The sequence below is a fragment of the Selenomonas sp. AE3005 genome (genome assembly GCF_000686945.1).
In the GTDB taxonomy this organism is placed as follows: domain Bacteria; phylum Bacillota; class Negativicutes; order Selenomonadales; family Selenomonadaceae; genus Selenomonas_A.
Genome location: NZ_JMME01000005.1, coordinates 114,702 through 141,398 on the forward strand (window position 1 = coordinate 114,702; position 26,697 = coordinate 141,398).

At 49.2% G+C, this 26,697-nt stretch carries 29 protein-coding genes; 28 read left to right on the top strand and 1 reads right to left on the bottom strand.

All coding sequences use genetic code 11. The features are described from left to right. The first annotated feature begins 6 nt into the window (after positions 1 to 6). From DL94_RS0104760 to DL94_RS0104890, 27 genes are all read left to right on the top strand, one after another. The gene (locus DL94_RS0104760; protein ID WP_028129162.1) at positions 7 to 519 is read left to right on the top strand and encodes a flagellar hook capping FlgD N-terminal domain-containing protein; all 513 of its coding nucleotides are present in this window, start codon (positions 7 to 9) and stop codon (positions 517 to 519) included. Positions 520 to 553: 34 nt separating this feature from the next. Further along, positions 554 to 955 carry a TIGR02530 family flagellar biosynthesis protein gene (locus DL94_RS0104765; RefSeq protein ID WP_028129163.1) on the top strand — a complete coding sequence of 134 codons (402 nt, stop codon included), beginning with the start codon at positions 554 to 556 and terminating at the stop codon, positions 953 to 955. Between the two features lie 139 nt (positions 956 to 1,094). Next, the gene (locus tag DL94_RS0104770; protein ID WP_028129164.1) at positions 1,095 to 2,702 is read left to right on the top strand and encodes a flagellar hook protein FlgE; all 1,608 of its coding nucleotides are present in this window, start codon (positions 1,095 to 1,097) and stop codon (positions 2,700 to 2,702) included. A 185-nt stretch (positions 2,703 to 2,887) separates the two neighbouring features. After that, positions 2,888 to 3,088, top strand: a complete 201-nt coding sequence (locus DL94_RS0104775) for a flagellar FlbD family protein (RefSeq protein ID WP_028129165.1) — start codon at positions 2,888 to 2,890, stop codon at positions 3,086 to 3,088. 62 nt (positions 3,089 to 3,150) lie between these two features. Continuing rightward, on the top strand, positions 3,151 to 3,660 hold the full coding sequence (locus tag DL94_RS0104780) for a flagellar basal body-associated FliL family protein (RefSeq protein ID WP_028129166.1): 510 nt from the start codon (positions 3,151 to 3,153) through the stop codon (positions 3,658 to 3,660). A gap of 34 nt (positions 3,661 to 3,694) precedes the next feature. After that, positions 3,695 to 4,699 (top strand): flagellar motor switch protein FliM, encoded by a 1,005-nt coding sequence (gene fliM / locus DL94_RS0104785; RefSeq protein WP_028129167.1) that lies wholly within the window; start codon positions 3,695 to 3,697, stop codon positions 4,697 to 4,699. Further along, on the top strand, positions 4,692 to 5,960 hold the full coding sequence (fliY, locus tag DL94_RS0104790) for a flagellar motor switch phosphatase FliY (protein WP_028129168.1): 1,269 nt from the start codon (positions 4,692 to 4,694) through the stop codon (positions 5,958 to 5,960). The genes fliM and fliY overlap by 8 nt, the downstream gene beginning before the upstream one ends. Before the next feature lie 112 nt (positions 5,961 to 6,072). Then, the gene (locus DL94_RS0104795) at positions 6,073 to 6,435 is read left to right on the top strand and encodes a response regulator (protein ID WP_014423701.1); all 363 of its coding nucleotides are present in this window, start codon (positions 6,073 to 6,075) and stop codon (positions 6,433 to 6,435) included. Continuing rightward, positions 6,435 to 6,959, top strand: a complete 525-nt coding sequence (fliO, locus tag DL94_RS0104800; RefSeq protein ID WP_028129169.1) for a flagellar biosynthetic protein FliO — start codon at positions 6,435 to 6,437, stop codon at positions 6,957 to 6,959. The genes DL94_RS0104795 and fliO overlap by 1 nt, the downstream gene beginning before the upstream one ends. 70 nt (positions 6,960 to 7,029) lie before the next feature. Beyond that, a complete protein-coding gene (fliP, locus tag DL94_RS0104805; protein ID WP_037371351.1) occupies positions 7,030 to 7,761 on the top strand; it encodes a flagellar type III secretion system pore protein FliP in 732 nt (243 codons plus the stop codon). 35 nt (positions 7,762 to 7,796) lie between these two features. Then, the gene (gene fliQ, locus DL94_RS0104810; protein ID WP_028129171.1) at positions 7,797 to 8,066 is read left to right on the top strand and encodes a flagellar biosynthesis protein FliQ; all 270 of its coding nucleotides are present in this window, start codon (positions 7,797 to 7,799) and stop codon (positions 8,064 to 8,066) included. A gap of 10 nt (positions 8,067 to 8,076) precedes the next feature. Beyond that, positions 8,077 to 8,859: a flagellar biosynthetic protein FliR gene (gene fliR / locus DL94_RS0104815; protein WP_028129172.1), complete on the top strand. Its 783-nt coding sequence runs from the start codon at positions 8,077 to 8,079 to the stop codon at positions 8,857 to 8,859. Then, positions 8,822 to 9,943: a flagellar biosynthesis protein FlhB gene (gene flhB, locus DL94_RS0104820; protein WP_028129173.1), complete on the top strand. Its 1,122-nt coding sequence runs from the start codon at positions 8,822 to 8,824 to the stop codon at positions 9,941 to 9,943. The genes fliR and flhB overlap by 38 nt, the downstream gene beginning before the upstream one ends. 19 nt (positions 9,944 to 9,962) lie before the next feature. Then, positions 9,963 to 12,050: a flagellar biosynthesis protein FlhA gene (flhA, locus tag DL94_RS0104825; protein ID WP_028129174.1), complete on the top strand. Its 2,088-nt coding sequence runs from the start codon at positions 9,963 to 9,965 to the stop codon at positions 12,048 to 12,050. Position 12,051: 1 nt separating this feature from the next. Next, positions 12,052 to 13,407, top strand: coding sequence for a flagellar biosynthesis protein FlhF (flhF, locus tag DL94_RS0104830; RefSeq protein WP_028129175.1), 1,356 nt, complete (start codon positions 12,052 to 12,054; stop codon positions 13,405 to 13,407). Between the two features lies 1 nt (position 13,408). After that, positions 13,409 to 14,308, top strand: coding sequence for a MinD/ParA family protein (locus DL94_RS0104835; protein ID WP_028129176.1), 900 nt, complete (start codon positions 13,409 to 13,411; stop codon positions 14,306 to 14,308). Positions 14,309 to 14,326: 18 nt separating this feature from the next. Further along, entirely contained in the window at positions 14,327 to 15,010 is a 684-nt protein-coding gene (locus DL94_RS0104840) for a flagellar brake protein (RefSeq protein WP_028129177.1), read from the top strand. 55 nt (positions 15,011 to 15,065) lie between these two features. Then, complete coding sequence (locus tag DL94_RS0104845; RefSeq protein ID WP_028129178.1) at positions 15,066 to 16,301, top strand: protein-glutamate methylesterase/protein-glutamine glutaminase; 1,236 nt, start codon at positions 15,066 to 15,068, stop codon at positions 16,299 to 16,301. A gap of 23 nt (positions 16,302 to 16,324) precedes the next feature. Further along, a complete protein-coding gene (locus DL94_RS0104850) occupies positions 16,325 to 18,421 on the top strand; it encodes a chemotaxis protein CheA (RefSeq protein WP_028129179.1) in 2,097 nt (698 codons plus the stop codon). Between the two features lie 15 nt (positions 18,422 to 18,436). After that, positions 18,437 to 18,898 (top strand): chemotaxis protein CheW, encoded by a 462-nt coding sequence (locus DL94_RS0104855; RefSeq protein ID WP_014423713.1) that lies wholly within the window; start codon positions 18,437 to 18,439, stop codon positions 18,896 to 18,898. 21 nt (positions 18,899 to 18,919) lie between these two features. After that, a complete protein-coding gene (locus DL94_RS0104860; RefSeq protein WP_028129180.1) occupies positions 18,920 to 19,534 on the top strand; it encodes a chemotaxis protein CheC in 615 nt (204 codons plus the stop codon). Between the two features lies 1 nt (position 19,535). After that, positions 19,536 to 20,021 carry a chemotaxis protein CheD gene (locus tag DL94_RS0104865; protein ID WP_028129181.1) on the top strand — a complete coding sequence of 162 codons (486 nt, stop codon included), beginning with the start codon at positions 19,536 to 19,538 and terminating at the stop codon, positions 20,019 to 20,021. Between the two features lie 26 nt (positions 20,022 to 20,047). Beyond that, entirely contained in the window at positions 20,048 to 20,428 is a 381-nt protein-coding gene (locus tag DL94_RS0104870) for a hypothetical protein (protein ID WP_028129182.1), read from the top strand. 57 nt (positions 20,429 to 20,485) lie between these two features. Beyond that, positions 20,486 to 21,244, top strand: coding sequence for a sigma-70 family RNA polymerase sigma factor (locus tag DL94_RS0104875; RefSeq protein ID WP_028129183.1), 759 nt, complete (start codon positions 20,486 to 20,488; stop codon positions 21,242 to 21,244). A gap of 26 nt (positions 21,245 to 21,270) precedes the next feature. After that, positions 21,271 to 22,947, top strand: a complete 1,677-nt coding sequence (locus DL94_RS0104880) for a DUF342 domain-containing protein (RefSeq protein WP_028129184.1) — start codon at positions 21,271 to 21,273, stop codon at positions 22,945 to 22,947. Between the two features lie 60 nt (positions 22,948 to 23,007). Further along, complete coding sequence (locus DL94_RS0104885) at positions 23,008 to 23,343, top strand: hypothetical protein (protein WP_028129185.1); 336 nt, start codon at positions 23,008 to 23,010, stop codon at positions 23,341 to 23,343. 185 nt (positions 23,344 to 23,528) lie between these two features. Next, positions 23,529 to 24,254: a hypothetical protein gene (locus tag DL94_RS0104890; RefSeq protein ID WP_156031686.1), complete on the top strand. Its 726-nt coding sequence runs from the start codon at positions 23,529 to 23,531 to the stop codon at positions 24,252 to 24,254. Positions 24,255 to 24,457: 203 nt separating this feature from the next. On the opposite strand, the gene rpsT is transcribed toward DL94_RS0104890, so the two are convergent. Then, the gene (rpsT, locus tag DL94_RS0104895; RefSeq protein WP_028129187.1) at positions 24,458 to 24,724 is read right to left on the bottom strand and encodes a 30S ribosomal protein S20; all 267 of its coding nucleotides are present in this window, start codon (positions 24,722 to 24,724) and stop codon (positions 24,458 to 24,460) included. A 160-nt stretch (positions 24,725 to 24,884) separates the two neighbouring features. Here rpsT and lepA point away from each other — a divergent pair, with 160 nt between their 5' ends. Then, positions 24,885 to 26,681, top strand: a complete 1,797-nt coding sequence (gene lepA, locus DL94_RS0104900) for a translation elongation factor 4 (RefSeq protein WP_028129188.1) — start codon at positions 24,885 to 24,887, stop codon at positions 26,679 to 26,681. Positions 26,682 to 26,697: the final 16 nt, after the last annotated feature.

A 26,697-nucleotide genomic window follows, 5' to 3' on the forward strand; every position in this document is an offset into this window, starting at 1 on the left:
AAAATTGTGGCAAATTCACTAAATACAATTACCATAGATGGGGTAACACAGACGCTGGAAAATTATCAGGCTAAGCAGTCACAAAATGTCAACAACGATAATACTTCCTTGGGCAAGGACGCCTTCTTGCAGCTGTTGGTTACGCAGATGAAATATCAGGACCCATTGGACCCACAGGACAACGGTGAATATCTGGCTCAGCTGGCGCAGTTCTCGGCTCTCGAGCAGATGACCAACGTAGCCGATGGTCTGGGCGATGTGTCGAAACTGGTCAGCAACATCGATACATCTGTATTGGTAGGCCAGCTCAGCAATATGATAGGCAAGGATGTGCAGTGGATAAAAGAAACCTCCTACACGGATGAAAACGGTAATGTTTCGACTTCTAAGAATACCATGGAAGGTGTAGTAACCGGTGTCAGCATTTCTGATGGGACACCCACGATTATTGCGGAGGCCGGCGGCACAAAATACAAGGTTGCCATTGGCGAAATCAGCCGCATAGGAGATGGCGTCTAAGGCATAGTTAACTACATAAGGGAGGAGTCATATCATGGATGATACGAGAGTTTTTATGGGCTCCATGCCCATCCTTCCAACTCAGGGACGAAATACCAGGCTGTTAACGGAACCGGAAAAACAAGTCTCAGGACAGCTCAGTTTTCAGGCGTATCTGCAAAGTGCACGGGAGAAGCAGTCACAGGACGTGACCTTCTCCTCCCATGCACAGAACCGCCTGCAGGAGAGAAATATAAATTTATCGGCGGAGGACTTGGCCCGGCTGAATTCCACCATTGACAAACTGGCAAAAAAGGGAGCGAGGGAATCTCTCGTTTACATGCAGGAGGTAGCACTGGTCGTCAGTGTAGCCAATCGCACGGTAATCACCGCCCTCAACAAATTGCAGGGGGCAGACAACATAATAACGAATATTGATAGTGCAGCAATCATTTAAAAAGTTGGACCGACGGGAACTCAGGTTCCCTAGGAGACTTGGAGATACCGACCGACTGACGTATCTCAGACAAATTAATAATTTAGATTGCTGCATCATAAGAACGACTTAAGTTGTAAGGAAAGGATGTCGATTCATTATGATGCGTTCACTTTTTTCAGGTGTTTCCGGCCTTAAAGGACATCAGACGAGAATGGATGTTATCGGCAATAATATCGCCAACGTAAATGCTGTAGGTTTTAAGTCCAGCCGTGTAACTTTTGCTGATACTCTGAGTCAGACTACCGCTGGGGCGTCGTCTCCCGGTGAAACCATCGGTGGTACGAACCCAAAACAGATTGGTCTTGGTACTGGTGTGGCCAGTATTGACCTGCTGTTCACTGATGGCAGTGTGCAGTCCACTGGCAAAAACACTGACCTGTGCCTGTCTGGCAACGGCCTGTTTGTAGTGAAAAACGGCAATGAAACATATTATACCCGTGATGGCGCTTTTGAATTTGATGCGGAAGGCAACTACGTCCTCCCCGGCAGCGGCCTTTTTGTACAGGGCTGGTCAGCCCAAAACGGTGAACTCAATACCACTGGCGCTGTGGGCAACATTCAGGTAAAAGCTGGTAAGTCCATGGCAGCTGCTAAATCTACCAGTGTTGACTATGAGAATAACTTGAATTCGGCTATTCCTACTATTAAGGAAATGACTGAGAATACCATTAAACAGGCTGCAGTCACCGAGAATACTCCGACAACCATAACTATTGGAGGGACTTCATACAAGGTAAAAGGAATAGATAGTGATATAGGAGCAGGTGACTGGAAAGTAAAAAGTGTGGCAAATCCAGCTGATTCAATTGTAATAACAGATGGCACAAATGATGTAACATGTACATTAAGTGAGACGGCAACTAATGTGCCTGACGTTGGAGCTGCTGTTAACGTCCCAGTTACTACGAATATTACGTTAAGCGATGATACCAAAGTAACGCAAAGCTCTGGGAAGTATACAGAAGGCAATAGTCTCCCTATAACTACTACTTTGACATTATTTGATTCTTTGGGAAATGCTCATGCTGTCACGGTTTATTTTGTGGAAACTGATCCGTCAGAAAATAAGTGGAAGGTAACGGTGGGTAAGGATTATACGGATATATCAGACCCGCCTAATAAAGCGTCGCAAACCATAACTGAAGCTGATGGTACGACAACCACTGTTACTATGACCGATGTCGAGTTAATCTTTGATGCGAATGGTAAGTTCAAAAATGGCTTTGGTACTGGTAACTTGGAATTGCAAAATGGCTCAGAGAGTCCGACACAGGTTAGCGTCAATTTCTCTGCTCTTACCCAGTACGCTGGCAGCAATACTGTCAAAGGCAATGCTGATGGCAATGCGGCCGGTACGTTGAAGAGTATTTCTATTGACAACTCCGGTGTTATTACCGGTACTTATACCAATGGGCTGAAACAGTCTGAGGCGCAGGTCGCAATCGCGCAGTTTACCAATGCCTCCGGTCTGACCAAGACAGGCAGCAGCCTGTATCAGGAATCCAACAACTCCGGTACACCGAATGTTAAGACGGCTGCTGATTTGGGCGTGACCATTACTCCGTCGGCGTTGGAAATGTCCAACGTGGATATCGCCAACGAGTTCTCCGACATGATTATCACCCAGCGTGGTTTCCAGTCTAACTCCAAGGTTATCACTGTTGGTGATGAAATGCTCGAGACGCTTATCAATATGAAACGTTAAAAATCTGTGGTGCTTATGTGGCCCTTCCGTGCGGAAGGGCCTTTGCTATGCAGATTTTTACCCTGTATAACGGTGAATTTTTTTACGTTTTGCCAAGAAACTTGAAAATTAAAAAGGGAAATGGTGCCCACGTGACGAATTTTAAGAGAATAGGAAAGCGCACCCGAGTGAAGGAGAGAGATGTTATGATTAAGCTGACAAAGTTTAATTCTCAAATAAATAAAAAAGGAGAATTTGTGCTTAATGCCGAAATAATAGAAACGATAGAAGAAACACCTGACACGGTTGTCACTCTCACCAATGGCAAGAAGTTCATCGTGGACGAGCCTATGGACGAGGTGGTACGCCGCGTCATGAAGTACCGACGGGCGCTGCATCAATTTTGATGTGGACAATATCCCATAAGTTGGTATAATGAAAAAGCAATTTGCGATGGAGGGATAAATCTATGGCTGACGAAGAAAAAGACACAGAAGCGGCGCCAGAAGAAAAGAAGAAAAAATCACCGATAATTCTGGTCGCTGTACTGGTTCTGCTTGGCCTGGTGCTCGCCGGCGGCATCTCATTTTTTATTACCACGAAGATGATGGCGGAAACAGCCACCGAGTCGGTAAATGAGCATCATGACCCTGGCAAATTTATCAAGCTGGGCGATGCTAAGGAAGGTATTCTGGTCAATGTCGGCGGTCAGAAGGCAGGCAAGTTCCTGAAAGCCGGTATCGTTCTCGAGATGAATCCTGGCAAAAAGGACAACCTGACTGAAGAAGGAGCACTGCTCCCGATGGCCGAAACGAAGATTCTTGATACCACGATGCAAATCCTGCGCAGCGCCAAACTGGATGAGTTCGACGCCAATAAGCAGGACGAGCTGAAGAAGAAGATTAAGGACGAACTCAACACCAAGCTGGGGCCTGGTTCAGTGTATGATGTGTATATTACAAGCTTCCTGCTTCAGTAAGATGTTCGTATCATAGCAGGGAGGAGGGCGTAGATTGGCAGAGGATGTACTGTCTCAATCTGAGATAGATAAACTGCTTTCCGCACTGTCAGACGGAACCGTATCGGCAGAAGAAGTCAAAGCAGACGAAGAACAAAAGAAAATCAAGACATACGACTTCAAGCGTCCAGACAAGTTCTCCAAGGATCAGATACGAACGTTGTTTATGTTGCATGAGAGCTTTTCGCGGCTTTTAAATACGTATTTGTCCACCCACCTGCGCACATTGGTTAATGTAGAGGTGGCTTCGGTAGAACAGCTTACTTATCAGGAGTTTGTTCAGTCACTGGCAAATCCGTCGGTTATCAGTATCGTGGCGGTGCCCCCGTTAAAAGGGAACATCATCATGGAAATAAATACTGAAATTGCCTTTGCTTTTATCGACCGTGTGTTTGGCGGTGAAGGCAAGGTGGGAATAAAAACCCGGGTGCTGACAGAAATCGAAGAAGTGGTAGTCAGACGTTTTATTGATACCGCCTTGGGACATTTAAAGGAAGCCTGGCTGAATGTGGTGGAATTTTTCCCCGCATTGGAAACAATGGAGTCTAACCCACAGTTCACCCAAATTGTGCCGCCAAGTGATATGGTGGTCATTGTTACCATCCAAATGAAGGTGGGTGAAGTCGAGGGTATGATGAATATCTGTATTCCCTATCTGGTGCTTGAACCGGTTATGTCAAAACTTACAACCACCTTCTGGGTGGCGTCATCAGTATCCAGGGATGATGACCCTGAGCAGGTAAAACTCCTGCAGCGCAAGATTGAGCGCACCAAGGTGCCCTTTGTGGTACAACTCGGAGAACTCAACCTTACGATTCATGAGTTCCTGACTTTGGGATTCGGTGATGTCCTGCAAATGGACACCCGAGTGGATGATAATTTATTGTGTTTGGTGGGGAAAAAACCTAAATTTTATAGCAGGCCGGGTAAAAGCGGCAAGAAGATGGCGGTTCAAATCACCAAAATTTTAAACGAAGGAGATGAAAATACTGATGAGTGACGATATGATCTCGCAAGAGGAGATTGACGCCCTGCTTAATGGCGGTGGGATACCAGCAGCGGACGGCGATGCAGCACCGGCGGGAGAGTCCGAGGCACCTGCTGAGGAACCAGCAAGCCCCGACAGTAGTTCATCTCAGTTTGATGATGTACTCACGGATATAGAAAAGGATGCATTGGGGGAGATTGGCAACATCTCCATGGGCAGTGCCGCTACTACCCTTTCAGTACTGTTGGGACACAAGGTAAATATCACGACGCCTACGGTGTCTGTGTCCTCCATGAGTATTATTCAGGAACAGTACCCCATGCCCTACCTCATTGTAGAAGTAGGCTATACCATCGGCATTGACGGCAATAACGTTTTGGCCATTCAGGCTCAGGACGCAGCCATTATCGCTGACTTGATGATGGGCGGCGATGGCACGAATCCTGATACGGAAATAAACGAAATCGCCATGAGTGCTGTGGGCGAATCCATGAACCAGATGATGGGTACGGTGGCCACGTCCCTGTCAACGATGTTCAATAAAAAAATTGATATCTCACCACCCAAGGTAAACCTGATTGATTTCGGCAATGAGGATAAGGTTTCGGAAGTATTGGGCCAGACAGACCCCATAGTTTGTACATCGTTCCGTATGGAAGTTGATGGCCTTATCGACAGCGAAATCATGCAGATTTTGCCGGTGAATGTGGCCAAGGAAATGGTTGAGGCGCTGACCAGTGGTGCTGTTGAAGAACCCGAGCCAGAGCCGGCACCAGCTCCTGCACCACCGCCACCACCGCCGCCACCTGCGGCGGCACCAGCTCCGGCTCCGGCCCCTGCAGCAGCTCCGCCGCCTATGGCGGCTCCTCAGCAGCAGATGGCTCCGCCGGTTATGGCACCTCCCCCGGGAGGCGGTTATGGCTACGGCATGCCCATGCCGGGTGTGGCGGCCAATGTACCTGTGCAGCCGGCCCAGTTCACACCGCTGAATATGCAGCCGGTACAGGTTAATGATGCCAACATCGGTTTGATTTTGGATGTGCCCTTGTCGGTGACAGTGGAGTTGGGACGTACCAATAAATCCATCAAGGACATTTTGGAACTTACCAATGGCTCTATTGTCGAATTGGATAAGCTGGCCGGTGAACCTGTGGACATCAATGTCAATGGCAAATTCCTGGCCAAGGGCGAAGTTGTTGTTATCGATGAAAACTTCGGTGTGCGTATCACTGAAATTGCCAGCCCTGCCGAACGGGCGGCAAAATTGCAGTAGTTTCCTAAAGACTTAGGTCGTAGAGAGGTTCTTGTCTAAAACAAGACTTTCTTATATAATAAAAATAATGTTGAACCAAGTCGAATGTTTTTAAGATGAGGAGAGATGGAACATGGCAGTAAGAGTATTGGTCGTTGACGACGCGGCATTTATGAGAATGATGGTTAAAGATATTCTGTCGAAGAACGGCTACGAAGTAGTTGGTGAGGCAGAAAATGGTATGAAGGCTCTGGAAAAATACCAGGAACTGAAACCGGACCTCGTTACCATGGATATCACCATGCCGGAAATGGATGGTATTAGTGCTGTCAAGGAAATCAAGAAAGTTGACCCCAATGCTAAAATCGTTATGTGCAGTGCTATGGGTCAGCAGGCCATGGTTATCGAGGCTATTCAGGCCGGTGCCCGTGACTTCATCGTTAAGCCTTTCCAGGCTGACCGCGTGTTAGAGGCTGTCCGTAAAGCAGTAGGCTAATGGGAAAGAAAAGTGTTTTTCTGGCGTGTTTCGTGGTAATTGCTATATTCTTAATCGGTGTAGATACTGCCCTGGCAGCCGAGGAGGCTGCCAAGGGCGGTTATTTAGCCGGTTATGAAAATACTGACCCACGGCCGGCACCTATTTCCTGGTGGTCAACGATTGCTTATTTGGTCAGCCTCTTTGTTATTTTTGTCTTTGTTGTAGGGCTGGCTTATTTTGCTGCCCGTTTTATTGGCGGCAAATTTGCTCAGCAAAAGCTCGGGTATGGAGGGCGTATTTTATCACACCTGCCTTTGGGGCCGAATCGTTCAGTATGTGTTATTGAAATGAGCGGCCGCGTATTTATGCTGGGGGTTACGGAGCATTCCATAACCTTGCTGACAGAGATTACTGACGAAGAGGAAATCGAGCGTCTGCACCGGGAAGATTTGGCTTTTGGCAAGATGCCGGATATGTTTTCCCAGCAGCTGGGTACTTTGGCCGGATTGGTTCAGAAGGTGCCGCCAATATTTCGCAAATGAGTAACTGGCCTGCAGATATGGTCACGGTAAAAGGAGTTGTGGGCAGTTGAAACGCCGAAATATCTTTATTATGGCAGGGGGGCTTATCCTCTTGCTGCTGGGGGCACAAGAGGCACTGGCTGCACCACTGATACCTTCGGTGAATGTGGACATAGGTTCCTCCGGCAAGCCTCAGGATGTAGCGGTGACATTGCAGGTAATGGCGCTGCTGACCATCTTGTCGCTGGCCCCAGGAATTCTGATTATGACCACATCATTTGTGCGTATTGTGGTGGTTATCGGTTTTTTGCGTAATGCTTTGTCAACGCAAAACGTGCCGCCTAATCAGGTTGTTATCGCCTTGTCTCTGTTTTTGACGTTTTATATCATGTCTCCCTATTGGAGTCAGGCCAACGAAAATGGGATTCAGCCCTATATGGCAGGACAGATTACCCAGGAACAGGCACTTAAGAATGTAGTGGAGCCTATCCGGGAGTTCATGTTTAAGCAAACCAGGGAATCTGATTTGGCGTTGTTTGTCAATCTGGCTGATGATGAACGGCCGGAAACGCAGGAGGACGTATCGACGTTCACCCTGATTCCAGCTTTTGTTATCAGTGAGTTAAAAACAGCTTTCCAAATTGGTTTCATGATATACGTGCCCTTTATCGTCATTGATATGATTGTGGCAAGTACCTTGATGTCCATGGGTATGATGATGCTGCCGCCGGTTATGATATCCCTGCCCTTTAAGATACTGTTGTTCGTCATGGTCGATGGCTGGCATCTGCTGATAAAATCACTGATTGTCAGTTTTAAATAATCACGGGACGCTTATGGAGAAAAGAGGTGTGGGGCATGTCAGGTGATTTGGTTGTCCAGCTTGGACAAGAGGCATTATTTATCGTTATGATAGTGGCAGCTCCCATGCTGGGACTGGGCCTTATCGTCGGTTTGCTGGTCAGTGTGTTTCAGGCTACGACCTCGATACAGGAACAGACTCTGGCCTTTATCCCTAAGATTATCGCCGTGTTTGTGGCAATTCTGATTTTTGGCCCCTGGATGCTGCGAATCATGACAGAATATCTGACCAATATACTGGTAAACCTGCCGGGTTATATTGGTTAAGGAGCAGCCAATGGATTTTTTTACGCTTATGCAAGGTCATGCAGCAGTGTTTCTGCTGCTGTTAACCCGTGTCAGCGGTATATTCATAATTTCGCCGTTTTTCGGCAGTTTGAATATCCCTGTGTATTTTCGGGCAGCAGCCTCATTGGCCTTTGCTTTGGTATTGTTCCCGGTGGTGGATAACTTCCAGAGTATCACAGCGCCTGCTACAGTCTTAGGCTATACCGGAGCAGTACTTAGTGAGCTCTTTGTGGGCTGGCTTATTGGCTTTGTGGCCTATGTTGCTTTTGCGGCCATCACTATGGCCGGTAAGGTTATGGATATGCAGGCGGGTTTTGCCGTTGTAAATGTAATGGATCCAACTTCCGGTCAGCAAATGCCGCTTATCGGAAGTTTTCTTTATAATTTGGCGATAATTGTCTTTGTGGTGACCAATGGCCACCACATGATTATATCGGCCCTGTTTGAAAGTTTCAAAATGGTGCCGCTTTTAGGGGCTGAACCCAATTTATCCCTGCCGCTCATTATCGCGCGGTTTACAACGGGGATTTTCTTTACGGGTATGAAAATTGCCATGCCGGTAACTTTTGCTATCCTGCTGACCAACGTTGGCCTGGGTATATTGGCCCGTACAATGCCCCAGATGAATATATTTGTCGTGGGTATTCCCATGCAGCTGACTGTGGGTATGCTGATACTCACCATGGTGCTGCCGTTCTACATCTTATTTTTGGATGTGTTGTTCAATGAAATGTATGGAAATATCACAATTGCATTGGAGGCCCTGCAATAGAGCTGACTTTGTCTTTGATTTGCAGCTTTTTGCCGGCGATGATAAGACAGAGGAGCCAACCGCCAAAAAGCGGGCGGACGCCAAGAAGAAAGGTCAGGTCGGCCGCAGTACCGATATGAACGCGGCCTTTGTCCTGCTGATGGGGTTCTTTATCATCAAGCTGCTATGGGAGAACATCTACCATAGCATAGCGGCTTATACTACTTATATATTTTCGCACCTTAATCAGCCGGTGGATACGGAAAATATCATCCGCATTTTCATTGGTATAATTGAGCTGCTGGCGCAGACGGCCTTGCCGATAATGATAGCGATTATGGCAATTGGTCTGGCGATAAATTTCTTTCAGGTTGGTCTCAACTTCAACACTGAGGCCATTGGTTTTAAACTGGATAAGCTGAACCCTATCAATGGTTTTGGACGCATTTTTTCCAAACGTTCCCTGATGGAACTGGTCAAATCCCTGATGAAAATTGCAATTATCGGTTTTTTCTTATATGATTTTCTTATTGACCACTTGATGGAAATGCCCCAGTTCATTTATTTTGATTTACCTACCAGTCTGGCGCAGATTTCTGATATAATTTTTAAGATGGCCTTTGAAGTTATCGGGGTTATCATGATAGTAGGTTTTATGGATTATGCCTATCAGAAATGGCAGACCACCCAGGATCTCAAAATGTCCAAGCAGGAAGTTAAGGACGAAATGAAACAGTCCGAAGGTGACCCGCAGATTAAAGGTAAAATCAAACAGAAACAGCGGCAGATGGCCATGTCCCGCATGATGCAGGAAGTACCGAAGGCCGATGTAATCGTAACCAACCCGACACACTTTGCTGTGGCCTTAAAATATGAAAAGGGCATGGTGGCCCCACAGATAGTGGCTAAAGGCCAGGACCTGGTGGCCAGGCGCATTAAGGAAATCGCCAATGAAAATCGGGTGCCCATTGTGGAGAATAAACCGTTGGCCCGGGCGCTGTACGCCTCTACGCAGGTGGGGGATATGGTACCGGCCGAACTTTATCAGGCGGTGGCGGAAGTGCTCGCCTATGTATATCGTCTAAAACAACGCCGTCGGGCATAAGCAATAAAGGAGTAACACTATGGCTGCACAACAGGCAGCTGCCCCCAGTAATGCGTTTGGCAAGGGCAGTTTTGTTCAAAAATACAGCGATGTAATGATAGCGGTAGCTATCGTCACCATCGTTGTCATGATGATTATCCCCCTGCCGACGTTGTTGCTGGATATGCTTATTTGTCTGAACATCACAGTGGCACTCCTGCTGGTTATGTCGGTAATCTACAACAAAGAGGCGCTGGACTTATCCATATTCCCGTCTTTGCTGCTGATAACAACTTTGTTCCGGCTGGCGCTGAATATTTCGTCCACGCGACTGATTCTGCTGGACGGCTACGCCGGGGAAGTAATCACCGCTTTCGGTAATTTCGTTGTCGGTGGTAATCCGGTTGTAGGTTTTATCATGTTTATCATTCTGGTAGCGGTAAACTTTATCGTTATCACCAAAGGTTCGGAACGTGTAGCTGAAGTATCGGCCCGTTTCACTTTGGACGCAATGCCTGGTAAGCAGATGTCCATCGATGCTGACCTCAATCAGGGCGCGATTTCTGATGCAGAGGCCAAAATCCGCCGCGAAAAGATTCAGCACGAGGCTGACTTCTTCGGCGCTATGGACGGTGCGTCCAAGTTCGTCAAAGGTGATGCCATTGCGGCTATCATCATCATGTTTATCAATATCGGCGGCGGTTTCGTCATCGGTATGATGCAGCGTAATCTGGAGGCCATTCAGGCCCTGCAGACATACACCTTGCTGACGGTAGGTGAAGGTCTGGTCAGCCAGATTCCTGCCCTGCTGATTTCCACGGCTACAGGTCTTATTGTTACCCGTGCCGGCGCGGAAGGCAATCTTGGCAGCGACATCGTGGGCCAGCTCTTCCACAATGACCGTATCTTCTTCATTTTGGGCGGCGTGCTCATCTTCTTCTCCATCGTACCTGGCTTGCCGGGGATTCCCTTTTTGGCCTTGGCTGTATTCTGCCTGATTATCGGCCGTCTGCTCAAACAGCAGACCGAGGTCAAGACGGAGGTACAGCAGGAGGAAAAGAAGGTACAGGAAAAGAAAAAGGCAACTACGCCGGAAAATATTGTTTCCCTGCTGCAGGTTGACCCTATGGAACTCGAGATTGGTTACTCGCTGATTCCGCTGGTTGATACCGGCCAGGGCGGTGATCTCTTAGACCGTATCGTCATGATACGACGGCAATGCGCTTTGGAACTGGGCCTTGTGGTCCCGACAATCCGTATTCGCGATAACATTCAAATCAAACCCAATGCTTATATAGTCAAGCTGAAAGGGATTGAGATAGCCAAGGGCGAACTCATGCTGGACCACTATCTGGCCATGAATTCCGGCACTGTCTTTGAAGAGGTGCCCGGCATAGAAACAACAGAACCGGCCTTTGGCCTGCCTGCTCTGTGGATTCCGGAAAATGAACGGGAACAGGCAGAATTAAACGGCTACACGGTAGTAGATGCAGTGTCCGTACTGGCTACGCACCTCACCGAAGTCATCAAACAGCATGCTGATGAAATCCTTGGCCGTCAGGAAACCCAGAACCTTGTCGACAATCTCAAAAAGAGCAATCAGGCTCTGGTGGACGAAGTCGTTCCCGACCTGCTCAGCATTGGCGAGATTCAAAAGGTACTGGCCAACCTCCTGCGCGAACGGATTTCCATTCGCGATATGAGCACCATACTGGAAGTGCTGGCCGATTACGCCAGAGCGACCAAAGACACGGAAATACTTACCGAGTATGTCCGTCATGCCATGTCGCGGCACATCACACAGCAGAATGTGCAGAATGGGACGCTGCCATGTATCACGCTGGACCCGGCTTTGGAAAACCGCATTGCCGGCGGTGTACAGCGCACCGAGCATGGTTCTTACGTCAGCATAGACCCGGATTCCATGCAAAAACTGGTTACGGCGCTCAATGAAGAGCTGCCGAAACTTACTAATATGGGCTATCAGCCAATCGTGCTGACCAGCCCGGCTGTACGCCTGTATTTCCGCAAATTGGTGGAACGTTCCGTTCCGGGATTGATTATCCTGTCCCACGCGGAAATTGAACAGAGTGTAGAGATTCAAGTTCTTGGGGTGGTGAAGATTTAAGTTGCAGATAAAAGTAGTGAAGGCCTCCTCCATGAAGGAAGCCATGGAACAAGTTAAAGAGGAGTTAGGCAGCGATGCCGTTATCCTGCATACAAAAAAATATCGTGAAGGCGGTATTATGGGCTATAAGGCCAAAGAAGTTGTGGAAGTGACTGCCGCTATTGAAGAGAGCAATGAGGACAGCCGGCTTAAAGCACGGGCTAAGCGCAGTCTGCTCCCTGATAATGACAAGGGTGCCGGCAGCCACCTGGACGTGGTTTCCCCGGCCTCCCCGGTCATGCCGCATACAGTGCTGAATCAGTACAAAACAAACGGCACGGAAACGGGCGTACGCATGGCGGAGGCGCCGATAGCAGCGCCCAGTTTCCAGCCGTTAATGCCTGATAAGCAGAACTTAGTTACCGCAGTAGAACAACCAAAGGAAGATGCAGAAGTGATGTCAGCAACGGAAGTTTCCCCGGCAGTACAGCCGATGGCCGTGACTTCAAATCCTGAAGACGCTGAAAAGATTCAAAAGCTGGAGGCCGAACTGGCGCAGATGAAAACTTTGCTGACGCAGGTTATGAGCAAAGACCAGCCGCAGGATGAAGTATCCTTGCAGGAGGCCCTGCGCCGTCAGGAAGTCGATGAGGATATTCTTAAAGACATGGCGGCTCGAACCGCCGCCGGCGACATGCTGATGGATTGCCTTGATAAACGGGCTCCGGAGGTATTGGCTGAGTATCTCGCAGGCAAGATGAACTTTGCTGAGGGGATTACGCTAAACAAGCACGGTGTACGGATTGTGGCACTTATTGGCGCTACTGGTGTCGGCAAAACTACAACGCTGGCCAAGATTGCAGCGCGTTTTGTCCTGGAGAAAAATATCCGGGCCGCCCTGATTACTGCCGATACCTATCGTATTTCGGCGGTGGAGCAGCTGAAAACCTATTCTGATATCATCGGCCTGCCACTGGAGATAGTCTACTCTCCTGATGAACTCAAGGTGGCTATTCACAGGCATAGGGATAAGGACCTGATCCTTATTGATACAGCTGGCCGCAGTCAGCATAACGAGTATCAGATGAAGGAATTACAGGATTTCCTGGCCGTGGATTCCCGTATTGAAAAACATCTCGTTATGAGTGCTACGACCAAGAACCGCGATGTCGCTGATATTCTGGATAAGTTCTCGGTTTGCAATCCAGGCCGGGTGATTTTCACTAAAACGGACGAAACCAGCAGCCTGGGAATGATTGTAAATCTTTTGGCCGATAAGGATATTGCCCTGTCCTTTATGACGAACGGGCAGAGTGTCCCCGATGATATTGTTCCGGCCACTGCCGATAAACTAGCTGCATTACTGTTGAGGGAATAATATGCAAGACCAGGCAGCAAGACTGCGTCAATTAGTAGACAAAACAGAATATGAACCCCAGGCGCCGGTGGAGACCAACAGGCCATCGCTGTCGGCTTTGGGGCCCAGAGTCATTGCTATTACCAGCGGTAAGGGCGGCGTAGGCAAGACCAATATAACTGTAAATCTGGCGATTGCCTTAGGCATGACTGGTCAACGGGTACTGGTTATCGATGCTGACCTTGGCATGGCCAACGTGGATGTTGTCCTTGGGAGCATGAGTAAAAAGCACCTGCTGAATCTGCTCGAAAAAGATGTTCAGCTGCAGGATGTCCTGATAAAAGGACCCTATGGCGTGAATTACATTTCCGGCGGTTCCGGCATAGAAAAGGCGGCGGACTTCACTTATGAAGAACGGCAGCGCCTGATGCAAAAGCTCAATGGCTGCGGCCAGATGGCTGATATAATTCTCATCGATACCGGTGCCGGCCTGGGAAAAAATGTCATGGACTTTATTCTCGCGGCCGATGAGGTGCTGCTGATAACCACACCGGAACCGACAGCACTGACCGATGCGTATGCAGTGCTTAAGGCCTATAGCATGTATGCCGCTAATAAGAATATAAAACTGGTAGTCAACAGAGTTTATGATGAAGTGGAAAGCCGGGAGGTCGTTGCTAAGTTACAGCAGACGTCCACACGCTTTTTGAATATGCCGATTGATTGTTTGGGCTACGTCTTTGAGGACAGTGCAGTTATGAAGTCGGTACGCCAGCAGCAGCCGTTCTTAGCTGCCCAGCCTGCCAGTGTAGCCTCACGCTGCATACAGGGATTGGCTAACAGCATCCTGTATGGCAGTAAAATGACTGTTAAACGTGGCTGGAAAGGATTTTTGCGACAAATTTTTAATTTTTCGCGCTAAACATGGAGGAACTTGTTTATGACGGGCGAATTAGTAAAAGCAGAAGAAATCTTAAAACTTGGCCAACGCGTCGAATTCTATGTAGATGCCGACGATACGCGCTATGCCAGCCGTATCGAAGATATCACTGATGATGGCCTGGAAGTGGCTATGCCCATAAGCAGCAAGCATGTGCCGGTCATCCCCGTCATCAATGAAAAAATATACGGTGTAGCTATTGGCAATCAGTGCCGCTATCGTTTCTTTACGGTATTCAAGGGCATCGGCCGCAAGGACGACCGTATTCCCATCTGGCATTTAACCATGCCCAAGACCGTGGAGCGGTTTCAAAACAGGGAATTCGTACGAGTAAAGGTCAACATGACCGCCAGAATCAGAATAGTTGATGAGGATGGCACCATCAATGATACAGAAACTGTTTCCGTGGTGGATTTGAGCGGCGGTGGGATTTGTTTCTCCCTGGACCGCGAGATTCCGAACACGGCCAAGATTGGTTTGGAATTGCTGGGCATTCCGGAAGCAGGAACAATTGATGTAATGTGTCATGTGGTACGTGTAGCACCGGTGGAGCGCAGTGACGGCTCTGTTATTTATCATGTGGGGGCAGCATTCCAGCATTTGCCCCGGGCAACCAGTAACAAAATTGTCCGGTATCTGTTCGCTGTACAGCGTGCCAACATTGCCAAAGGTATCAAAGAGTAAGTAAAAGTAAGTTAATGGGATAAGGAAACTTGGCCGGATAAAAGAGGTGAGCGGGATGATACGTGTCGTGATTGCCGATGACTCAGCATTCATGCGTAAAGTTCTGACGGACTTATTTACAAAACAGCCTGATTTCGAGGTGGCAGCTACGGCTGCTAACGGTAAGGATGCCATTGACAAGGTGGTTGAATTGCAGCCAGACCTGGTGACAATGGATGTAAATATGCCGGTAATGGATGGACTGAATGCTTTGGCCGTCATCATGGAAAAGAGGCCAACCCCGGTGGTGATGCTCAGCAGCCTCACTCAGCAGGGGACAGAGGCTACAGTGCGTGCCCTGAGTCTGGGGGCGGTGGACTTTGTCAGTAAAGCTGGTGGCAGCATATCGAAACTGGATGCCATCGAAGATGAATTGTTAGAAAAGTGCCGCAATGCTGTCAAAGCCAGAGTGCGCAAGATTACATATGTTCCGCAAAAGAAAATCACCATGGAAACTACTGCGGCCAGCAAGCCGGCGCCACCGGTGATGAAACGTGTGGAACTGCCGGTGCGGCAGGGGCTGAAACTGGGCGGAACAGCAACGCCGCCAACTCCGCAAAAGGAACAGCCGGCAGGCTTTGGCATCCGGCGCAACAATCCACTTTTGCAGGTTCGGGGACGTCCCCAGCCGCCAGCACCGAATAAGGTAACGCCCGTGGTGATGGGCAGTACCGGTAATGGTGCCAATAAACTGGTGGCTATCGGGACTTCTACTGGCGGCCCACAGGCTCTGCAGCAGGTTATCACACGTCTGCCGGCGGATTTGCCCTGTGGTGTAGTCGTAGTTCAGCACATGCCGGCAGGTTTTACCAAGGCATTAGCTGACAGGCTGGATACCATCTCACAGGTTTCCGTGAAAGAAGCCGAAGATGGTGATGTGATTCAGCCAGGTCATGTATATATAGCTCCAGGCAGTCATCATTTAAAGGTAAGAGACGATGGTGGCAGCCGAAAAATAACACTTAATCAGGACCCTCCTGTAGGTAATCACCGGCCAGCAGTAAATGTCATGTATGACTCAGTGGCTCCTATAGGCAAGAACCTGGTGGCAGTCATCATGACGGGCATGGGCTGTGATGGCTGTGAAGGGATGAAAAAAATCAAGGCCTCCGGCGGTTACAGCATCGCTCAGGATGAGCCCACATGCGTAGTCTACGGTATGCCAAAAGCTGTTGTGGAGGCGGGACTTGCTGATGAAGTAAAACCCATCGAAAGCATAGCTCAGGCAATCGTGGAGGCTGTAAAGAGATAAATAAGGATATAGGGGGAATACAAATGGATACCAATCAGTATATGGACATGTTTTTGGATGAATCCCACGAACATTTACAGTCTTTGAACGAAGGCCTGTTAAGTTTGGAGGAGAATTCCGAGGATTTATCAGTCGTAAATGATATCTTCCGTAATGCACATACACTAAAAGGTATGTCAGCAACTATGGGATATAATAAGATTGCTGAACTTACACATGAAATGGAAGATGTACTGGACCTTATCCGTAAGGAACAGTTGAAACTGAATGAAGATATTATTGATACCCTCTTTAAATGCCTGGATTCTCTGGAGCAGATGGTAGACAGCGTAGCTAATGGCGAGTCTGAAGATGTTGTAGACGTTAGTGACCTCGTAACTAAGCTCAGTTCCATTTCCAAGGGCGAACCGGCCCCGGCTGCTGCCCCGGCGGCACCGGCAGCTGGCGAGGCTCCGGCTGCAGCCCCGGCTGCGGACGCAGCTTCACAGGCACCGGCTATTGAGCTTACCGATACGGAAAAGGATATGCTGCGTCAGGCCAAAGAAGGCGGCATGATTGGCGTACATATTCAGGTAACCCTGTCGGAAACCTGTCTCTTGAAATCAGCCCGCTCTTACATGGTTATGAATGCGCTGGACGAGCTGGGTGATGTGATAAAATCCGTTCCGCCTGCTGAAGATTTGGAACAGGAAAAATTTGAACACAGCTTTGATATCCTGATGGTGACCGGTTCTGATAAAAAGGCCGTGGAAGATTCCTTAAGCACCATTTCGGAAATTGAAAAAATTGTGGTGGAGGTTGTAGACCCGGATAAACCCATTGCCGCAGCTCCGGCAGCTCCGGCTCCAGCCGCAGCACCAGCCCCGGCACCTGCTCCGGCTGCTGCAGCCCCGGCCCCAAAACCGGCAGCACCGAAACCTGCTGCCAAACCGGCGGCAAAACCGGCCGCCGCTGCCCAGAAGAAGGGACATCAGAGCCAGTCCGTTCGTGTAGATATCGATAAACTGGATACACTGATGAACCTCATGGGCGAGCTAGTTATCAACAAGGTACGCCTGGAGCAGATTGGTCAGGCACATCGCCTCGGTGAACTCACTGAGACGCTTGAACAGATGGACCGCGTAACCACCGATTTGCAGAACATCGTCATGAAGGTCCGCATGGTGCCGGTCAGCGCTGTATTCAACCGTTTCCCCCGCATGGTGCGCGACGTATCCAAAGAACTGAATAAAGAAATAAACCTGACCATCGAAGGTGAGGAAACAGAACTCGACCGTACCGTTATCGATGAAATCGGTGACCCGATTATGCACCTGTTGCGTAACTCTTTGGACCACGGTGTTGAACATCCTGATGAACGTGAAGCCAAAGGCAAGCCCAGAACTGGTGAAGTCGGACTTATTGCCCGTCATGAAGGCAATAACGTAGTCATCATGGTTACTGATGACGGCAGCGGCATTGATGCCAACAAGATTCGTAAAAAGGCTATTGAAAAGGGCATGATTTCTCAGGAGGATGCAGAAAAGCTGGATGATGCAGATGCAGTCCGCTTAATCTTCCTGCCTGGTTTCTCCACAGCTGAACAGATTACAGATATTTCCGGACGCGGCGTAGGTATGGACGTTGTCCGCAGCAAGATTGAATCCCTGTCCGGTCATGTAGACGTTGAAACCAAGATTGATGAAGGCTCCGTATTTAAGATTAAATTGCCTTTGACGCTGGCTATTATCCAGGCAATGCTGGTTAAGGTTCAGGAAGAAATTTATGCTATTCCCCTGGGGTCAATCGACAGCACCATCAATATCCAGCCCACGGATATCAAGACTGTGCGTAATCGCGAAGTCATTGTTCTTCGCGGTGAGATTATCCCCATTATCCGCATGGAAGAAACGCTGCAGATTCCGCATGTTAAAGACCCGGATGAAATTTTCGTGGTGGTCGTACATGCTGGTGAAGCCAAGGCTGGTATCGTAGTAGATAACCTCATTGGTCAGCAGGAAATCGTTATCAAGACCCTGGGTAATCTCTTCACGGGCCTCAAGATGTTCTCCGGTGCAACAGTACTGGGCGATGGCCGCGTGGCATTGATTCTCGATGTGGCTACGATGATGCAGCAGTAAGAGGAGGCAGTAACGATGGCAAACGAAGAAAACAAGCAAAATGATGAAGTGCAGGTCGTGGCCTTTAAACTCCGCGACGAAGAATATGGCGTAAGCATTTTAAACGTTCAGGAAATCCGCAATATGACGGATATAACCCGTGTACCCTTTGCCGCTGACTTCATCAAGGGTGTAATCAACCTGCGTGGTTCGGTGCTGCCGGTTATCGACCTCAAGAAAAGACTGGGGCTGGCCGAAACTCCGTATACGGAAAATACCCGTATCGTAACGGTTACGATTGATGAGCTGCATGTAGGCATGCTGGTAGATGCGGTTACAGAGGTATTGACCATTGGCAGCAAGACGGTGGACACGAAAAAAGCCACCAATGACCGCAGCGGTTCCCGATTCCTTAATGGTATCGGCAACGTTGACGGACGCCTGATTATCATGCTTAACCTGGAAGAAATTATAGGCGCTACTGGTGATGGAAAGTAACTTTAAAATGAGGTGTCAAATATGACCGATGAATTGAATCTTTCCGCCAATCAGCTTGACGCGTTGCGCGAGATTGGTAATGTTGGTGCGGGAAATTCGGCAACAGCCCTTTCCCAGGTCATCAATAGGAGAATCGATATGAACGTGCCCAAAGTGTCCATGGTGCCATTAGAGGTAGTACCAGACCTGGTGGGCGGCCCGGATGCAGTTGTGGTCGGGATATTCATGAGGGTTTATGGCAAGGCTCCCAGCAATATTCTGTTCCTGCTGCCGCAAAAATCGGCCTTTTATCTGGTTGATACCCTGATGGGAAAACCCCGTGGACAGACAACGAGTCTGGACTTCATGGACGAGTCAGCCCTGATGGAGATTGGCAATATACTTTCGGGCGCATACTTAAACGCCTTCTTTACCTTTACGCAGATTACCATGCTGCCCTCAATCCCGGCTTTGGCTATGGATATGGCCGGCGCACTCTTAAATGTCGTGCTGGCTCAGCTGGGACAGATGGGTGACAGAGCCCTGGTTATTGAAACGGAATTCCTGTCTGAGGATGATGGCATTAACGGCCAGTTCTTCCTTGTGCCGGATCCAGGTTCTTTGGAGACAATAATTCATGCTGTAGGAGTTGAGTAATATGGCAGATCTTATCAGAGTCGGCATGGCCGATTATAAAGTTGGCTCTGCTCCATCAACAATCATCAGCTATGGCCTTGGATCCTGCATCGGGATTTCGCTTTATGACCCCCAGGCAAAAATCGGTGGGTTATTGCACATAATGCTTCCCGATAGTACACAGGCTCGCCCGACAGAAAACCCGGCGAAGTTTGCGGATACAGGATTACCGCTGATGCTCAAGGACGTATTGGCACTGGGAGCTAACCGCACCCGTTTAGTGGCCAAAATTGCCGGTGGAGCACAGATGTTTGCTTTTCAGAATGCTACCGATATCATGCGGGTTGGTACTCGTAATGCTGAGGCAGCCAAGAAGATACTCAAGGATTTGAATATCAAAATTATCGCCGAGGATACGGGCGGCACTTATGGGCGCACGGTATCCATCGACCTTAATGATGGCGTGTACAAGGTTAAGACCATTGATAAAGGCGAAAAAGAGATTTAATAATGTGATTAGTAGGTGAACAGACTTTGGCTAAGTTATATGCAGCTGTGGTATTCGCTTTTATCGCCGCCCTGGTTATCATCATAACGGGGATGTCGAGTGAGGCACGAGGAATAACGGTGTTTTTTCGCAGCGTTGTGGGCTTTATCAGCTCAGGTTTATGTGTCTATATCGTGTTAAGGATTCTAGCTGCCAATGATATTGTCGATTTCGATGATTTGTTAAGAATTCCTGACGTAGCCGAAGTAGAGAATGAGGGCTTGGAGACGGAAGGCGAAGAGCCCCAGGAAACAGAAGGCAGCCCCGAACAGGATGATGGCGAAGCGGATACGGAAAGTGAAGAAACTCAGTTCGAACCGCTGACCAGTGAAAATCTGACCAGAATGGAGTCGCCGGAACAAATGTAGTGCAGATTTTATGTTTTTTGATGGATGTATACGGGAGGAGGGCGTTCGGTGGATTCATTGCTATTAGAAGATGAAGCGCCGGCTATAGATGTCGCTTCCCTGTGGCAAAGCTATCTTGCAAATAAAACTGTAGAGGCACGCAACCAGCTGGCTGAGTATTATTTACCCCTGGTCAAGCTGGTTGCGGGGCGGCTTGCCATCAGCCTGCCGGCCCATGTAGACCGGGACGATTTATTATCCAGTGGTTTTTTCGGGTTGTTGGATGCCATTGAACGCTATGATATCGAGCGTAAGAACAAGTTTGAAACTTATGCAGGTATTCGGATTCGTGGTGCGATGCTTGATTACCTGCGGGCAAAGGATTGGCTGCCAGTGGCGATACGTCAGCGTATTCGCCGCTATGAGCAGGCCATGTTTGACCTGGAGAATAAATTGGGACGGCCAGCTACCGATGAAGAATTGGCCACAGAACTAGAAGTTACAGTAAAAGAATTACAGGCACTGGAGAGTCAGCTTAGTGCCGCCACGGTTATACCGTTGGATGACTACTTACGGGCGGATTCACCACTGACTGGTGAACCCGGTCCCTCTGACCGCTTGGAAAAGGCCGAGACTAAGGAATTGCTTATGACGGCTATTGAGCGGTTGCCGGAAAAAGAAAAGAAAGTAGTGGCTCTTTACTATTATGAAGAAATGACTTTGAAAGAAATCAGCTTAGTCCTTAGTCTGTCAGAAGCGCGGATATCACAGCTCCATACGAAGGCAATTTTTCGGATGCGAGGATATCTGGCCAGGATGAAGGCGAGCTTGGTATAAGATATTCAGCCTAAGGGGGACACATCATGGATGACCAGAGATTACGACCGGCAGTCGGCGGCAAAGAAACAGGTTATCTCATCGAATTCCTTCAGGATGGTGTTTATGTAACCATATATCCCAACAAAGGCTCAGAGGTACTTTTTGAACTATCTGATGTCCGTCAGACCTTGCATGATAATAACGTCAATAATTATGATGTCATAGAACTTTCGAAGATAATTCGAGAGGCTGCAGGTCAGCCACGCAGGATTGCAGATGGTATTGATGAAGTGCCGGAAGAAGTGGAACGGGAAGGTACTGCTGAAGTGACGGCGGAAACGGACGTTGAGGAGCCTGTAGAGGAAACAGTTGCCGGCATTATTCTGGATATAAGCCGTGACCAAATGGTGGTTACGGTTCGTTACGACACGACACAGGGAACGAAACTGCCGACGGCAGAGGATATCAAGGCGGCGCTGGAAGAGAAGGGCGTTGTTTATGGTATAAATGAAGAGGCTATAAATGAGGGAGTAAAGAGTCTTACGCCCTTTGTGGCAGCCGAAGGGCTGCAGGTTAAGCACGGGGAAAATGCCAGGATTGAACGCAAGTTTGACTTGTCAGGCAAGGGGCGTCCCAAGATTGATGAGTTTGACCGTGCTGACTACAAGGATATGAACCTGTTTGTTCTGGTCAAGAAGGGCGATTTGCTGGCGGTGCGTATTCCGCAGACAGAGGGCGTTCCGGGCAAGAATATCTATGGCATGGATGTTCCGGCGCGTAACGGCAGGCCTATACCTGTACCGCAGGGCAAAAATACAGAAATCCGCAATGATAATGAGCTTTATGCAACCATTGACGGCCAGATAGTGGATTCCACCCGTAAAATTGACATTGACCCGCATTTGTCCATTAACAGCAGTGTCGGGCCGGCTACAGGCAATATTGACTTTACCGGCGGCGTCACGATTAAGGGCAATGTCGAAGCCGGGTTTATGGTCAAGGCTACCGGTGATGTAGAAATTGGCGGCATGGTCAATGGTGCGCAGATAGAGGCTCGTAATGTCCTGATTAAGGGCGGCATCAACGGTCAGAACAGAGGTTATATTAAGGCTGTTGAGGACGTACAGGCTATGTTTGCAGAAAATGCCAGCATCGAGGCTGGCCGTGATGTCAGCGTAATGGATGCTATTCTGCATTCGCAGGTGCGGGCCGGAAACCGTGTCTATGCGGAAGAAAAACGCGGTACTATCACGGGCGGCAGTATCGCTGCCGGTGAGGAAATCCGCTGCAAGATTGTAGGCAGTTCTGCTGCCGTGGCGACAAAACTGTCGGTGGGTGTTGACCCGGCTTTGTATAAACAGTACACGGAACTGTGTCGTGAATGCAAGGAGGATAAAGCACGGCTGAAACAGATTACTCAGATGCTGAACACCCTGGGCAAGATTGATGTCAGCCGCCTGCCGCAGCAGCGTATCGACCAAATCAATGCCCTGACCAGGTCGCAGTTCCCCCTGGCCGGGAAAATAAAACGGGCCGAGAAGGAAATTATGGAGTTGGAAGAGGCTATGAACCGCATGAATGACGGCAAAATTCGTGTGGCGGATACGATTTATCCCGGTACCAGAATTTCCATCAATTCTATCATCATGAATGTGCAATCCAGTATCCGGCGCTGTTTGTTGACGGTAAAGGATGAGCGTATTAACATAGGCACGTATTAAGCATGAGGGCATCGTCGGATGCCCTCACTTGTGTATGAACAGCGGAAAGAAGGAAATAATATGGATGTCAGCCCGATGAGTATGCAGATGATAGTGCCGCGTTCCACGGATGCCGGACAGGTACAGCATAATCTGAATCAGGCCAGTGCCCTGCAGTCTGACTATCAGGCGCTGGAGCAGAAAAACGACGACAAGCTGAAACAAAAGCAGGTACGCGGCAAGGAAAATCCGGAGGACGGCCGCATAAAGGATGACCCGGAACGGCAGCGCAACCGCGGCGGCAGTGAGGGCGGCGCTCGCCGGGGCGGGGAGGTTATAGAGGAACAGGCCGAAGAACCTGTAGTAAAAATGGCTCAGGACCCTTCGCGTGGGCGATTGTTGGACATCAGCCTTTAAACAGTGTATTATAATAACGAGGCAAAAAATGTCCCCACTTCGTTGAAACGCTAAGAGAACGTTTTCCTATGGCAAAACTGAAATAACAGCGTTATAAGCAAAGATTGTACTAGCAGGGAGGGTTTTAGTTTTACACTATGATTCCAGAAGTTTTAGGTTTATTGATTATTGTAGGGGCACTTTTAGTGCTGGTCGTCAAGTTTATATCCCAGCGGCATAAAGGTGTGGATACGGAAGAGCTGCGGATATCCACCGAACAGTTAAAGGCTGAGCTGGCCCATTCCGCTGATGCGGTCATTGCCCGTATGGGCGGCCATATAAAGCATTTGGAAGATTTGCTGCACAAGGCTGACGAACGCAATGTCCGCCTGGAGGCCGGCCTGGAGGAATACCGCCGCTTAGCTGGCGAGCTCGAACAGCGCGCCGCCGAACTAAATCGCGATTTAAGTGAGGCTCGCAAGACGATAGCTGAGTTGTCGGCTTATCAGGCAAGAGCGATGGTGCCGCCGGCTATGCCAGTTATGACTCCCCAGATGGCACCAGCCATGCAGCAGCCGGCAGCTCCGGCCATGGAACGGGTAGACGCTCAGGATTTTGCCAGCGTGCTGCAAAACTCCCTGGAGAGAGAGACGGCAGCAGAGGCCGCCGGGACAGAAATGGCGAGTGCCCAGCAGGCTGCCGGACTGGCTGAGGCGATGAACCGCAGTGAGGTAGTGGAAGAAACTCCCGAAATGCCTGAGCCGGAGCCGAAAGAAGAATCACAGCCGGCCGGGCCTATGCATTCACCCAATGCAGCCAAGGCCAAAGCGTTGCTGCGCAGCGGCTATACTGTGGAACAGACGGCCAGGGAAACGGGGCTGGGCCGTGGGGCTATCGAACTGCTAAAAGAAATGAACAAACGTGATTTATAACGAGGCAAGAAAATGTCCCCCACCTCAGCAGGTGGGGGCACGAATACCAAAACAGGCGGCGAGCATATCTCCCGCCTCGTTGAAACGCCAAGAGGAAGTTTTGCCTATGGCAAAACTGGAACAACGGCGTTATAAAAACAAATTATGGCAACAAAAAAGCCTGCTCTTACGAGCAGGCTTTTTTCTATCTCATCTGAGAACTTTTACTTAGCGAGTGCGTTCACTTTGCGAGCCAGACGAGACTTCTTACGAGCAGCGCAGTTCTTGTGGAACACGTTGTTCGCAGCAGCCATATCGATAGTCTTGCAAGCAGCCGTGAGGAGGGTTTTAGCCTCTTCGGCGTTTCCAGCCTCAACAGCGTCGAGAACACGACGGGAAGCAGTGCGTACACGGGACTTCTCAGCAGCGTTCTTCGCACGGCGCTTAGCGTCAGATTTTACACTAAGAATAGATGCTTTAATATTCGGCAAGTAGTTCACCCCCCTCAATTGATTCGTTACCTTGCTATTTTAGCACGCCCATTTCTAAAAAGCAATACTTTTATTTTGCCAAGGGCTATATTTCTTGCAGGTAAGGGGGCAAATAGGGTATAATATCATTTATTGAAAGACGTTGGAAAGGAAAATGAAAATGCAGAACAAGAATATCCGCAATTTCTCGATTATCGCCCATATCGACCATGGCAAATCCACGATTGCGGACCGCTTGATTGAATATACGGGCACGTTGTCCCAGCGCGAAATGGAAGCGCAGGTGCTCGACAGCATGGACCTTGAACGGGAGCGCGGCATCACCATCAAGGCCCAGACAGTGCGCCTTGATTACAAGGGCAAAGACGGACAGCTGTACCAGCTGAACCTCATCGATACCCCGGGCCATGTGGACTTTACATACGAGGTATCACGCAGTCTGGCCGCCTGCGAAGGCGCTCTGCTCGTAGTAGATGCGGCACAGGGCGTAGAGGCGCAGACGCTGGCCAATGTTTACATGGCACTGGAAAATGATTTGGAAATCGTGCCGGTTATCAATAAAATTGACCTGCCGAGTGCTGACCCCGAACGGGTAAAAGAAGAAATCGAAAACACCATCGGCCTCGACGCCAGCGAGGCTGTACTGGCGTCAGCCAAAACCGGGCTGGGCATTGAGGAAATTCTGGACGCCATCGTGGAAAAGATTCCTGCCCCCGAGGGCGATGAGAATGCCCCCTTGCAGGCGCTGATTTTCGATTCCTTCTTTGATTCGTATAAAGGTGTTATTGCCCATGTACGCGTAAAGCAGGGCAAAATCAAAAAAGGTATGCGCCTGAAGATGATGGCCACCGGCAAGACTTTTGAAGTTACGGACGTGGGCTGTTTTAAGCCCCAGCCTGTGGACGTGGGTGAGCTCAACATGGGCGAGGTTGGCTTTGTGGCCGGCTCGCTGAAGGACGTGCGCGATGTGCAGGTGGGCGATACCATCACCTTTGCGGACAGACCGGCGGACAAACCATTGCCCGGCTACCGCGGAGTTACGCCGATGGTGTACTGCGGCCTCTATCCGGTAGAAAGCTCTGATTATGATAACCTCAAGGACGCTCTGGAAAAAATGCAGATTAACGATGCGGCGCTGGTGTTTGAACCGGAAACGTCGGTAGCGCTCGGCTTTGGTTTCCGCTGCGGATTCCTGGGCCTGCTGCACATGGACGTCATTCAGGAGCGTCTGGAGCGCGAATACAACTTAAAGCTCATCACAACGGCGCCGTCAGTAATCTATCATGTGTATAAGACGGACGGCAGCATGCTCAACGTCAGCAATCCGGCTGACCTGCCGCCACAGACGGAAATAGAACATATCGAAGAACCTTTTGTAAAGGCGACGGTGATTGTGCCGAATGATTTCGTCGGCGCGGTGATGGAGATTTCGCAGGAAAAACGCGGCGTATTTAAGAACATGGATTATCTGGACACCAACCGTGTTATGATTACCTATCATATTCCGCTGAATGAGATTATCTATGATTACTTTGACAGACTGAAGTCAGCTACGCGCGGTTATGCCTCGCTGGACTATGAACTGGCTGATTATCAGGAATCCAAGCTCGTGAAGGTGGATATCCTCCTTAATGGTGACCCGGTGGACGCACTGTCTACCATCGTCCACAAGGACAAGGCTCCGAGCCGTGGGCGGCAGCTGGCCTCCAAGCTCAAGGAAATCATTCCGCAGCAGATGTTTGAAATTCCCATTCAGGCGGCTATTGGGTCCAAGGTTATCGCCCGCGAAAACGTCCGCGCCCGGCGCAAAGACGTGCTGGCCAAGTGCTACGGCGGCGATATCTCCCGTAAGCGTAAATTGCTGGAAAAGCAGAAGGAAGGCAAAAAGCGCATGAAGGCCGTGGGCAGTGTGGAAGTGCCGCAGGAAGCCTTTATGGCCATTCTGAAAATCGATTAAATATAAAGGAAGATAA